The sequence below is a fragment of the Enterococcus sp. DIV1375a genome, from assembly GCF_051712205.1.
Lineage (GTDB): Bacteria > Bacillota > Bacilli > Lactobacillales > Enterococcaceae > Enterococcus > Enterococcus faecalis.
This window is the reverse complement of sequence record NZ_JBIOOM010000001.1, coordinates 191,861-205,000: the sequence shown is the minus strand read 5'-3', so window position 1 is coordinate 205,000 and position 13,140 is coordinate 191,861. Positions and strand designations below refer to the sequence as shown.

At 40.6% G+C, this 13,140-nt stretch carries 10 protein-coding genes and 1 rRNA gene (1 of these 11 running past the window's edge); all 11 read right to left on the bottom strand.

Translation table 11 applies throughout. From position 1 onward, the window contains the following. Nucleotides 1–1,418 (bottom strand): 16S ribosomal RNA (locus tag IGJ63_RS00975); it reaches 143 nt to the left of the window's first position. Between the two features lie 650 nt (nt 1,419–2,068). Further along, complete coding sequence (gene lysS, locus IGJ63_RS00970; RefSeq protein WP_002359372.1) at nt 2,069–3,565, bottom strand: lysine--tRNA ligase; 1,497 nt, start codon at nt 3,563–3,565, stop codon at nt 2,069–2,071. A 93-nt stretch (nt 3,566–3,658) separates the two neighbouring features. After that, nucleotides 3,659–4,657: a tRNA dihydrouridine synthase DusB gene (dusB, locus tag IGJ63_RS00965; protein WP_002356263.1), complete on the bottom strand. Its 999-nt coding sequence runs from the start codon at nt 4,655–4,657 to the stop codon at nt 3,659–3,661. Between the two features lie 11 nt (nt 4,658–4,668). Continuing rightward, entirely contained in the window at nt 4,669–5,565 is an 897-nt protein-coding gene (gene hslO, locus IGJ63_RS00960) for an Hsp33 family molecular chaperone HslO (RefSeq protein ID WP_101732083.1), read from the bottom strand. A 161-nt stretch (nt 5,566–5,726) separates the two neighbouring features. Next, nucleotides 5,727–7,877 carry an ATP-dependent zinc metalloprotease FtsH gene (gene ftsH, locus IGJ63_RS00955; protein ID WP_010783049.1) on the bottom strand — a complete coding sequence of 717 codons (2,151 nt, stop codon included), beginning with the start codon at nt 7,875–7,877 and terminating at the stop codon, nt 5,727–5,729. A gap of 93 nt (nt 7,878–7,970) precedes the next feature. After that, nucleotides 7,971–8,516, bottom strand: a complete 546-nt coding sequence (gene hpt / locus IGJ63_RS00950) for a hypoxanthine phosphoribosyltransferase (RefSeq protein WP_002356260.1) — start codon at nt 8,514–8,516, stop codon at nt 7,971–7,973. 18 nt (nt 8,517–8,534) lie between these two features. Continuing rightward, nucleotides 8,535–9,923 (bottom strand): tRNA lysidine(34) synthetase TilS, encoded by a 1,389-nt coding sequence (gene tilS / locus IGJ63_RS00945; RefSeq protein WP_101732084.1) that lies wholly within the window; start codon nt 9,921–9,923, stop codon nt 8,535–8,537. 85 nt (nt 9,924–10,008) lie between these two features. Then, nucleotides 10,009–10,488, bottom strand: a complete 480-nt coding sequence (locus IGJ63_RS00940; RefSeq protein WP_002356258.1) for a S1 domain-containing RNA-binding protein — start codon at nt 10,486–10,488, stop codon at nt 10,009–10,011. 44 nt (nt 10,489–10,532) lie between these two features. Next, entirely contained in the window at nt 10,533–11,012 is a 480-nt protein-coding gene (locus IGJ63_RS00935) for an FtsB family cell division protein (RefSeq protein ID WP_002356257.1), read from the bottom strand. A 253-nt stretch (nt 11,013–11,265) separates the two neighbouring features. Further along, nucleotides 11,266–11,529 (bottom strand): RNA-binding S4 domain-containing protein, encoded by a 264-nt coding sequence (locus IGJ63_RS00930; protein WP_002356255.1) that lies wholly within the window; start codon nt 11,527–11,529, stop codon nt 11,266–11,268. Between the two features lie 14 nt (nt 11,530–11,543). Further along, nucleotides 11,544–13,133 (bottom strand): putative polysaccharide biosynthesis protein, encoded by a 1,590-nt coding sequence (locus IGJ63_RS00925; protein WP_002419124.1) that lies wholly within the window; start codon nt 13,131–13,133, stop codon nt 11,544–11,546. Nucleotides 13,134–13,140: the final 7 nt, after the last annotated feature.

Here is a 13,140-nt window from a genome sequence, read left to right as displayed (position 1 = left end):
GGTGTGTACAAGGCCCGGGAACGTATTCACCGCGGCGTGCTGATCCGCGATTACTAGCGATTCCGGCTTCATGCAGGCGAGTTGCAGCCTGCAATCCGAACTGAGAGAAGCTTTAAGAGATTTGCATGACCTCGCGGTCTAGCGACTCGTTGTACTTCCCATTGTAGCACGTGTGTAGCCCAGGTCATAAGGGGCATGATGATTTGACGTCATCCCCACCTTCCTCCGGTTTGTCACCGGCAGTCTCGCTAGAGTGCCCAACTAAATGATGGCAACTAACAATAAGGGTTGCGCTCGTTGCGGGACTTAACCCAACATCTCACGACACGAGCTGACGACAACCATGCACCACCTGTCACTTTGTCCCCGAAGGGAAAGCTCTATCTCTAGAGTGGTCAAAGGATGTCAAGACCTGGTAAGGTTCTTCGCGTTGCTTCGAATTAAACCACATGCTCCACCGCTTGTGCGGGCCCCCGTCAATTCCTTTGAGTTTCAACCTTGCGGTCGTACTCCCCAGGCGGAGTGCTTAATGCGTTTGCTGCAGCACTGAAGGGCGGAAACCCTCCAACACTTAGCACTCATCGTTTACGGCGTGGACTACCAGGGTATCTAATCCTGTTTGCTCCCCACGCTTTCGAGCCTCAGCGTCAGTTACAGACCAGAGAGCCGCCTTCGCCACTGGTGTTCCTCCATATATCTACGCATTTCACCGCTACACATGGAATTCCACTCTCCTCTTCTGCACTCAAGTCTCCCAGTTTCCAATGACCCTCCCCGGTTGAGCCGGGGGCTTTCACATCAGACTTAAGAAACCGCCTGCGCTCGCTTTACGCCCAATAAATCCGGACAACGCTTGCCACCTACGTATTACCGCGGCTGCTGGCACGTAGTTAGCCGTGGCTTTCTGGTTAGATACCGTCAGGGGACGTTCAGTTACTAACGTCCTTGTTCTTCTCTAACAACAGAGTTTTACGATCCGAAAACCTTCTTCACTCACGCGGCGTTGCTCGGTCAGACTTTCGTCCATTGCCGAAGATTCCCTACTGCTGCCTCCCGTAGGAGTCTGGGCCGTGTCTCAGTCCCAGTGTGGCCGATCACCCTCTCAGGTCGGCTATGCATCGTGGCCTTGGTGAGCCGTTACCTCACCAACTAGCTAATGCACCGCGGGTCCATCCATCAGCGACACCCGAAAGCGCCTTTCACTCTTATGCCATGCGGCATAAACTGTTATGCGGTATTAGCACCTGTTTCCAAGTGTTATCCCCCTCTGATGGGTAGGTTACCCACGTGTTACTCACCCGTCCGCCACTCCTCTTTCCAATTGAGTGCAAGCACTCGGAAGGAAAGAAGCGTTCGACTTGCATGTATTAGGCACGCCGCCAGCGTTCGTCCTGAGCCAGGATCAAACTCTCATAATAAAAGTTAGAACAATCTTGCGATTGTTAAGCTCAATTTGTTTGCTAGCATATTGCTTGCTTGTTAAAAATGTTTGTTGTCTTGAATTGAATCAAAACGCCTTACACATTTGGTTCGTCTATTCTTTGTTCAGTTTTCAAAGGTCTACGTTACCTCGCAGCAACTTTTATATCATAGCAAACTTTCGTTTGAATGTCAAGAACTTTTTTAAAAAAGTTCTTTAAGTTGTTTTGCTCGGTTGTTGTTGTCTGTTGTGACAACTTCTATATCTTATCATCTCGCTTGTTATTTGTCAACAACTTTTTTGTTGTTTTTTCAAACTTTTTTCGAGAGATTTGAAATCAAGAATTGTTATTTAATTATTGATTTCTGAATCGCTCAGCTGTGTGACTCGCCTTGCGACATGTAATAATATACCAAGATTTCAAGCATTGGTCAATCATTATTTTCACTTTTTTTAAACTTTTTTTCAATACCGATTATTCTTTCTTATCCGATTAGATAAAGTTCGTTTTTTTATCATATTACCCATTCTTTTTATTACTCATCTTCGATTTTTTTAGAAAAAAAGAATTGGTTTCAATTGTTTTTCTATTCTTTTTTATTTAATTTTTTGCGAATACAAAAAAAGATGCCCTTAAGGCATCTTTTTTTATCTCATTGTTGGGAATAATAATACATCACGAATTGATTGTGCATCGGTTAATAACATAACTAGTCGATCAATCCCAATACCTAATCCTCCGGTTGGTGGTAAGCCATATTCTAAGGCTTCGATGAAATCTTCATCTACTCCGTGTGCTTCATCATTTCCTTGTTCCCGTTCTTTTTCTTGTTCTTCAAAACGTTCACGTTGGTCAATCGGATCATTTAATTCTGTAAATGCATTAGCAAACTCTTTTCCGATAATAAATAGTTCAAAGCGGTCAGTGAAACGACCATCTTCTGGATTTTTCTTCGCTAATGGTGAAACAGCGACTGGGTGACCATAAATAAATGTTGGTTGTTGCAATGTATCTTCTACAAATGTTTCGAAAAATTCATTAATGATATGACCGACTGTCATCGCATCTGTAATTTCAACATTATGTTCTTTAGCCAACGCACGGGCTTCTTCTATCGTCATCTCTTGCCAAAAATCTACGCCCGTTTGTTCTTTGACCGCATCTACCATGTGTAGACGTTTGAAAGGACTTCCTAAGTCAACAGCTTGACCATCGTACGTGATATCAGTAGTTCCTAAGACTTTTTCCGCAGCATTACGAATAATTCCCTCTGTTAAATCCATCACATCTTGATAATCAGTATAAGCGGTATAAGCTTCTAGCATTGTAAATTCTGGGTTATGAGTGGTATCGATTCCTTCATTACGAAAGACACGACCAATTTCATATACTTTTTCCATGCCACCGACAATTAAACGTTTTAAATGTAACTCTAGGGCAATGCGTAAGTATAAGTCCATATCTAATGCATTATGGTGTGTGATAAACGGACGAGCAGCAGCTCCTCCTGCTTCGTTATGCAAGACAGGCGTTTCTACTTCGACATAGCCATTGCCATCTAGATAACGACGGATTTCGCTAATAATTTGACTGCGTTTCATGAAACGATCAAAACTTTCTTTGTTACTGATTAAATCCAAATAGCGTTGACGATAGCGTTGTTCCACATTCGTTAATCCATGGTATTTATCTGGCAATGGACGCAAAGCTTTAGTTAATAACGTAATTGTTTGAGCTTTAACAGTAACTTCCCCCGTATTGGTTTTCATTACTTGACCTGTCACACCAAAGAAGTCGCCTAAGTCAGCATGTTTAAATAGTTCGTAGGCTTCGTCTCCAACTTGGTCCTTCCGAACATAAATTTGAATTTGGCCTTCACGGTCTTGCAAATGGGCGAAACCAGCTTTTCCTTTACCACGTTTTGTCATCATACGTCCAGCAACGCTGACTTCTGTATTCATTTCACTAAGTTCTTCTTTTGTATGATTATCATATTGTTCATGAAGTTCTGCTGAATTATGAGTGCGATCGAAACGTTTACCGAAAGGATCAATCCCTTCTTCACGTAAAGCTTCCATTTTTTCGCGGCGCACGAGCATTTGATCATTTAAATCCTCTAAATGCGCTTGTTGTTCTTCTGCCATTGTTGTTCCTCCATTCTTGATTTTAACCTATCCTAATAATGCCACAGTAATTCGAAAAAAAGCAAGCCGAATTTTACTTTCGGCTTGAATTTTTTATTCTTCTATAGTAGTTACAGCAACTTTGGAAATTTTCTCTACAAAGGCATCCAGTAAATCGACAACTGCTTGTTGTGTTTCGACTTGGTTAATCGCAACTTTCACTTTGGCTGCTCGCGAGATTCCTTTTAGATAGTAAGAAGCATGTTGGCGAAACTCACGGACCGCAATTTTTTCGCCTTTTAAATCCACTAATCGTTGTAAATGAACTTTTGCAATATTGATTTTTTCAGCTGGTGAAGGCTCAGGCATCAATTCGCCCGTTTCCAAGTATTCTTTCGTCCGTTGAATCATCCAAGGATTGCCCAAAGCAGCTCGACCAATCATCACACCATCCGCTCCAACATATTCTAACATGCGTTTAGCATCTTCAGGCGTTTTGACATCGCCATTTCCCATAAAAGGAATGGTTAAATGCTTTTTCACTTCCTTTAAAACGTCCCAGTTGGCTGTCCCTTCGTACATTTGGACACGTGTCCGACCATGCATAGCAATTGCCGAAGCACCTGCTTGTTCGGCAGCCAAAGCGTTGTCTACAGCATATAGATGATCTTCATCCCAGCCTGTTCGCATTTTTACAGTGACAGGCAAAGAAACTGCCGAAGAGACTGCGTGAACCATCTCATGCACTTTATTCGGATCCAGCAACCATTTCGCACCAGCTTCAGCTTTAATTATTTTATTGACAGGGCAACCCATGTTAATATCAATAATCGCCGCTTGCGTATTTTCTTCCACAAACTTAGCAGCTTCCACTAATGTTTCTTTATCTCCACCAAAAATTTGTACACTTAAAGGATATTCTCGCTCATCAATATATAGCATTTCTAAGGTTTTTTTGTTTCTTAATTTAATCCCTTTATCACTAATCATTTCACAAACGACTAATCCTGCGCCAAATTCTTTTACAGTCACACGAAAAGCGGCGTTACTAATACCCGCCATCGGAGCTACGACAACACGGTTGGGGATTTCAACGTCTCCAATTTTCCACATAGTCTTTCCTCCTACTTTTGTTTCGTATTGCGAATCGCTTCATCGCGAAGTTCAATTAATTCTTCTTCACTATAGTGATATTTATTGTTACAGAATTGACAAACTGCTTCTGCTCCATGATCTTCATCAATCATCGCATTTAATTCATCGATCCCAACGGCAATCAAAGCGGTCGCAAATTTTTCTTTGGAACAGTCACATTTAAATTGTACAGGCATTTTTTCTAAAATTTCTACTTCGTCTTCTCCCAATAAGCGATACAAGACTTGTTCAGGTGTTTCTCCATTTTCTAGTAATTGTGAAATCGGTGGCACTTCCGCTAGACGCTGTTCAATAAAATCAATGGTACTTTCATCGGCACCTGGCATTACTTGAATCATAAAACCACCGGCTGCTTTCACAGATTCATCCGTGTCCACCAATACACCTAAAGCGATAGCTGAAGGAACTTGTTCAGAGACCGCCATAAAATATGTAAAGTCTTCACCGATTTCACCAGAAACAATAGGTGTTTGTCCAGAAAAGGTTTCTTTTAATCCTAAATCTTTAATGACTGTGAAAATTCCTTCGTTACCGACAGCGCCACGTACATCAATTTTACCTGTTGCATTCAACTTTAAGCTGACATGTGGATTTTTAATGTAGCCTTTTGTTTCTCCACGGCCATTACTATCGACAATAATAGCGCCAGCTGGGCCATTCCCTTGTACTTTTACAGTTAATTTATCGTCACCTTTTAAAGTCGCTCCTAGTAAAAGGGCTCCAATCAATGTGCGCCCTAACGCTGCGGTAGAAGAACTCCATGTATCATGTCTTCTTTGCGCTTCGCTAACAGTTTCAGTGGCACTGATGGCATATGCTCGAATTGAACCTTTATAGCAAAGGGCTTTTACTAAATAATCTTCCATTCTTTTTCCTCTTCTCTTGGTGCTTTTTTGTCCATTAGTCAGATAATACTAGGAATCAGGTGTTTTTTCAACCAAATAATCTTCCTTCTATAGAATATCTTAATATTATAGAAGGTGCAGTATTCGTCATCTCGACAAATACTGCACCTTCTACTAATTGGTTATTTATAACGATCTTCGTAGTTATTGCGATCATATTCAGAATTGGAATCTGAATCTTTTTTCTCTTCAGATTGGACTTCTTTTTCTGTTTGTTCGCTTTCTACTTTGACTTCTTCTGCTTCATCATGTAATTCTTTTTTCGCTTCTTCAAAGTCTTGCTTTTCTTCAACTTGTTTTTGCGCTTCTTTTTCTTCTAAAGCACGTTTTGCTTCTTCGAATGTTTGCGCTTCTTTTTCACTAGGATAGTCGCTGTCAGCACCTTCAGGCATTTTACCTGTTTCAAATAATGATTTGATTGCTTTTGCATCTAATGTTTCATATTCTAATAGTTTTTCAGCAATTAGTTTATGTTGTTCACGGTGTGCTTCGATAATTTCATGCGCTTTTGTATGAGCATCCATTAAGATACGGCGAACTTCCTGATCGATTTCAAACGCCACTTGTTCTGAGTAAGCTTTTGTTTGACCATAATCACGACCGACAAAGACTTGATGGTTTCCTTCATATTGAACAGGTCCTAATTTGTCGCTCATTCCATATTCCGTTACCATGCTACGGGCAATCCCTGTTGCTTGTTCAAAGTCATTTGAAGCCCCTGTTGATTGAACGCCAAAGATAATTTCTTCTGCTGTACGTCCACCAAGTAAGCCAACGATTTGTTCAAACATATCTTCTTTAGTCATTAAGAATTGATCTTCTTTTGGTAAAGCAATCATATAACCGCCTGCGCGACCACGAGGGATAATTGTTACTTTATGGACAACGCGGGCACGGCTTAAGACTAAACCAACAATTGTGTGTCCTGCTTCATGGTAAGCCACCATTTCGCGTTCTTTTTTATTAATCACGCGATCTTTTTTAGCTGGACCAGCAATTACGCGGTCTTCGGCTTCATCCACATCAGAAGCATCAATTTTTTTCTTGTTACGACGAGCGGCAACTAAGGCTGCTTCGTTTAAGACATTTTCTAAATCAGCACCAGCAAAACCTGGTGTTTGTTGTGCAACAACTTTCAAATCAACGTCATCAGCTAACGGTTTGTTTTTCGCATGAACACGTAAAATCGCTTCACGACCTTTGACATCTGGACGTCCTACCAAGATTTGGCGGTCAAAACGACCTGGACGTAACAACGCTGGGTCTAACACGTCTGAACGGTTCGTTGCAGCAATTACGATAACTCCTTCATTGCCATCAAAACCATCCATCTCAACTAATAATTGGTTAAGGGTTTGTTCACGTTCGTCGTGTCCGCCACCCATACCAGCACCACGTTGACGACCAACTGCATCGATTTCATCGATAAAGATAATCGCAGGCGCGTTTTTCTTCGCTGTTTCAAATAAATCCCGGACACGGCTAGCACCGACCCCGACAAACATTTCAACGAAATCTGAACCTGAGATTGAGTAAAATGGCACACCTGCTTCACCTGCTACGGCTTTAGCAAGTAACGTTTTACCAGTCCCTGGAGGTCCTTCTAATAGTACGCCCGCAGGAATCCGTGCGCCTAATTCAGCGAAACGACGTGGATCTTTTAAGAATTCCACTACTTCAACTAATTCTTGTTTTTCTTCTTCCGCACCAGCTACATCTGAGAAGCGGACACGGTTAGCTTTTTTATCGGCTTCTTTGGCTTTGGATTTACCGAAGTTCATCACACGGCCACCGCCGCCACCGCCTTGTTGGCTCATCATCATGTAGAAGAAGAAGAAAATAATCACTAATGGTAAGAAACTAAACAACAGTGACAACCAAGCACCACTTGTTGATTGTTCTTTGACAACTAGCTTCACCTTGTTATTTTGTGCCGCATCTTGAATGCCAGCTAAGGTTGTATCACTAGGTAAAACGGTTGTTGTGAAGCCTTTTGACGACGCTTGCGTTGAGCCCCACAATGACAGACCACCTGTGTCTTTCACTTCTTGTTTTTCTTTATACTGACCTTCAATCCGGTAAACCCCATTGGTTGGTTGAATGGTCATGTCTTTGACTTTTCCGTCTTCCAATTGTTGTTGGAAGGTTGAGTAATCGATGTCTGGCGATTGTTGGTTGTTATTTCCAAAAATGAAATAGACAACCATGACCATGGCAAGTACTACTAAGACGTAGTATAAACCATTTTTCATGCCATTATTCTTTTTGTTCATGCCTGTCCTCCTTATGCTCATCATTACAATTCATGTTATTCTTTTATCAATCCTGACCTTTACATTGTAACACAATTAATTCCTTGATAGATATTAATTTGATTCGTAAACTTCAGGTTTTAAAACGCCAATATAAGGCAAGTTGCGGTACGTTTCTGCATAGTCTAATCCGTAACCGACCACAAACTCATTGGGCACATCAAACCCTACGTAGTCAGCTTTAATGTCTACTACACGGCCTTCTGGTTTATCTAATAAGGTAACAATTTTCACAGATGCAGCTTTACGGTATCTAAACAAATCTACTAAATACGCTAATGTACGACCACTATCGATGATATCTTCTACGATTAAAATATGTCTACCTTCGACATTTGTGTCCAAGTCTTTGACAATTTTTACTTCGCCTGAAGAAACTGTCGCGTTGCCGTAGCTAGATACATCCATAAAGTCCAATTCTAAATAAGTATTGATTTCACGAGTCAAATCAGCCATAAATGGTACTGCACCTTTTAAAATACCGACCACTAAAGGATTTTTCCCTTGATATTCTTCTGTCAGTTGCTTGCCAAGCTCTGCAGACTTCGCAAGAATTTCTTCTTTGGAGATTAGGACTTTCTCAATATCTTTTTCTATCATAGTGCGCTCCTTTCAGCATTACTCCTTTGTCTTAAAAAGGAGTCTGTAGTGTATTTTATCAGTTTCTAAAGGAATACTCAAATAGGAATTTGCAAATTTTGGTACCCAAATGATTTCCTCTTGCTCATCCGTAATGACCCAAGCACTCTCTCTCGCTTCATTTGGCACTTTTTGATCAATAAAAACTCTGCTTAATTTTTTCGTAAACCCTGGTTTTAATGTAATCCGATCACCACTTTGGCGATGACGAACGGTCAAAGGTGTGGCTGTGGTCAACGGGATTGCCAACAACTGGCCCGCCCATTGATTAATCTCTTCAGGAAGAGGAAACGGTTTGTCTGTCGCAATTAATCCTAGCCACTCGGTTTCCGATAAATAAATCCCCGCACCAGGTACTAATAAATGTGTAACTTCTTCTCGCAGTGCAGCCTGTTTTTGTTCTAAGCACAGCCAATCGTAACTTTTAGCTAGTTGCCATTGCTGTTCTAACATAACCGAGCCTTGCGGTTGGCGTTCATCATTCAAAACTTTTAAAATTTGTGTCATCTGGCGTTGGTTTAACGAAACTCCTAACGGAACTAATGTTTTTTGGAAAAACGCAGTTAAAAAGAAGTGCTGGTACGCAGGCGTTTCTTTTAATAATCTCTTCAATGGAATGCGCCAGCCTTGTTGGGTCGGTTCTACGGCTTCAGATAATTGAGGCTCAATTTGTTCCTGAATAAATTCTTGGGCAAAACGTTGTTCATTACTAAAAGAAGCAATCTGATCTAAGAATTGCGGATTTTCCTGCTTCAATAGCGGCAAAACCTGATTACGGAGTCGATTTCTCAAATATTCATTGGTTTGGTTCGTTTCGTCCTCAAAATAAACGAATGCTTGGCGCTGTGCAAATTGATACAATTCTTCTTTTGGATAAATGAGTAACGGACGAATCAATTCCCCTGTCGCAAAAGGACGTCTCTCTTTAATGCCTGCGGAATGGGAAAAATTAGTTCCTCGAATCAGTTTCATTAAAATCGTTTCCGCTTGATCGTCTAGATGATGTGCCGTCATTAAGACCGCCGCACCTTCAATTTCCATGACTTCTTTAAAAAATTCATAACGAAATGTGCGCGCTTTTGCTTCTAAATTCCGTTGCTTTTCAAGGTCTTCCCAACGTGTTTCATAATACGTTAGCTCTCGCTGCTGACAATAGGTAGCGAGATATTGCGCTTCCTGTGCCGACGCTTCTCGCAATTGATGATTGACATGTGCAACAACCAATTGTAATTGTTCTTTTTCTGCCACCTGTTCCATTAACGTCAAAAGGGCCATGGAGTCTACACCACCAGAAACGGCGACCACGATTGTTTGATGCGGTTGCCAAAATCCTTGTTCTTTTCCTCGTTTATAAAACTGCCAAAACATTGTTCGCCCTTCTTTCTTCCTTAGAATAAAAGAGGAACCGAGAAATAACCCATTCGTTATCCCCAGTCCCCCTATTTGTTTGTGCTTAGCCGCGACGTCCGCCACGTCCGCCACGTTTGCCTTCAGTATTACGTTTTAATGAAGATAAACGGTCATCACTATCTTTCAAGAAAGAGCTCATCAATGAGTCAAAATCTTGTTTATTGTTATTGTTATTTGCTTGTGGTTTATTGAAAGGCTTTTTGCCCCCTGCGCGTGGATTACGGTCACGATTCTCATAATTGTTTTCACGACGTTGAAATTCACGTTTTGGTTGTTGCCCTTCTGCTGGCTCTTGTGCTTTACGGATCGATAAGCCAATTTTGCCGTCGTCACCAACTGAGGTTACTTTCACTGTTACTTCGTCACCTACTGTTAATACATCATGAATATCTTTAACGAATCCATTAGACACTTCACTGATGTGTACTAACCCAGTTTTTCCTTCTCCTAAATCAATAAATGCACCAAAGTTAGTAATCCCTGACACTTTTCCTGGCAATTTAGCTCCTACTTCGATTGACATAAAAAAATTGTTCCTCCTATTTTTTCCCTAATTATAATTGCAGTTTATTCAGCTGAAGACTTAGTTGTTTCAGTTGAAGACTGTGATTGACTATTTTTTTCTGAACTGCTCTTGCTTTCTTCCGCTCCAGAAGTCTGTGTTTTTTTCATTTGTTCTGGTGTGGGATAAATCTGTTCGCCTTCTTTTGAGAGAAGGAAACGGCTACGTGCTAATTTTGCCACATAATCATCATCTTTTAACAAAGCAACGTCTTTTTTTAAATCCTTGACCTTCTTATCAACTGCTACGGATTCAGCAATTGCATCTGCTCGTTCTTGTTTGAAAGCACCTAAGCGATGATAATCTTTCATCAATTGGATGCCAGAAAAGGCAAAAATAATGAAGGCCACGAGAAAAATCGCTGCCAAGCGTCTGCGTCTAAAAATCAATTGTTTCTGTTGTTTTTGGAATTCGACATACTGTTCTTTCGTGTAGTCATTTTCCAATGCCGCAACTTTCTTCGAGTTTTTTTCATTCTTTCCCATCGTCTCGCTCCACTCGCTTTGGATTGTCCGTTTTATTATACCAACATCTAAGAACCTTGTCTAATGTTAATTTCAGAGAAGTTAAAGAAAATCAAGCTTTTTTCTAAAATATTCTTTGCTTTTGAAATAACAGCGGTTGATTTATTAATTTTTTCAAAAGCGGCGCGTCTGTTTCATTAAAACGCTGAAAGGATGAAGCGCTTGGAATATTCATCTTTTCAATGAACTTGCCAAGCGCTCCATCCTCACCTGTTTATTCTTCAGAGACACGTGTTTCTGATTTTATTTCATACATTTTTGTGGCATCTTCTTTTTTCGTAGAGTCATTTAGTTGCAGGACTTCTACTTCTAAAATTCTGTTCCCAAATTGAATTTTGACAAGGTCACCAATCTTCACAGTACTAGAAGATTTGGCTAAGACTCCGTTGATTTGAATCCGGCCTTTATCAGCGACTTCTTTGGCAACTGTTCTTCTTTTAATAATGCGAGAAACTTTTAAAAATTTATCTAACCGCATCACATTCACCTCTTTTATTTTTTTTGTCTCATCCGTAAAATTTTTGCGCCATACGGTAAACTTAACCATTCACGTATCGTAAATAATTCTAACTTAATGATGGTGCTAATAAAAACTGTACCACCCACTGCAACGCCTAAAACTGTAACGAAAAACGCTTGACTTCGGTGATGCACACCTTGGAACAAGATGGAGATAATTCCTTGATAGACCAGCAATGACAGCATCATGATTGCTAAACTAAGCAACAGTTTTTTCAAAAAGTTTCGTTCTCGAACAAAACAATTAATCGCTGCATCCGATTGTCGGACTAAAACGAATAACGTCGCTAGTAACCCAAGAATAGTAGACCAACTAGCACCTAATGTTCCCCAACGAATGGTGAAAAAGCCTGTTGTCAGTAACTTCACTAATAAGCCCACACCAGCTGCCACTAAAGGACCTTTAAAACGATTGCGACTTTGTTCAATACTTTGGTAGGCCTGAATAATGGCCATAAAAGCGATGGATAAAACATACACCCCTAAAACATCGTTGCCTTTATAATCTTTAAAAAGCGTAAAGTTCATGTACGGCAATAACATCATCAGACCAATCGAAGCCGCCGATGCCAAGGTTGTGGTAAGACGCAAAAAGATTTTTGCAACTTGTAAAAATTGTTGACGGTCTTTTTTCATAAAATATTTTGTCAAACCTGGTAAAAAGGTCGAGCTTAAAGCTAAAGCAATTACCAACCCTAATTGAACTAGTGGTTGTCCTCTATCATAGACCCCTTTGTCCACTTTCGCAGCTAAATCAGAGAGCCCGAAAAGCATGAGGGCATTTTTTACTTTAAAGGAATCAATTAATTGAAATAGAATCAGAAAAGCACTATATAAAGAGACCAAACCACCCTCAATCATTAAACGTTTAAATAGTTCTTTAGTTTGAGGCATAATCTTCCATTGATGCAAGTATTCCGTACTTCCACTAAGAATTTTTCGATTGTAGTACCATAAGACAAGTACCGCTAAGATACCGCCAGCCAACGCACCACTCATGGCCACCGTCCCCGTTTGGTAAATGGAGCCACCAAAGTAATGATAGGACAACGCAGCTACTAGAATAACCCCGACACGCACAAACTGTTCCATCACCTGTGAAATACCACTAGGCACCATCAACAAATGACCTTGAAAATTCCCACGATAGAAAGAAAGAATTGGAACGAGTAAAAAGGTAAAGGAAACAACTTCCATTAATGGTTGGAGTGCAGCATCCCCCATACTAATAGCAATTTCTTGACTACCAAAGAAAAAGAAGGCCCAACAAGCAATCGCTAACCATAACACATAGGGATATAGTTGGCGCAACACTTGTTTTTGACTCCGAATATCTGGTTGTTCAGCAACAATTTTGGAAATAAATTGCGGTAAGCCTGACAATGCTAATGTCATCGCAATCCCATAGATTGGATAAACTTGCTGATACACGTAAAATCCTTCATCCCCTACAAAGTTCTGAAAAGGAACGCGATAAAACGCACTCAACACTTTTGCAATGAAGGAAGCAATGGTTAACACAACGGCACCTTGCATCATTCGTTGCATTTCTTTTTGTGCCATCTTCTAG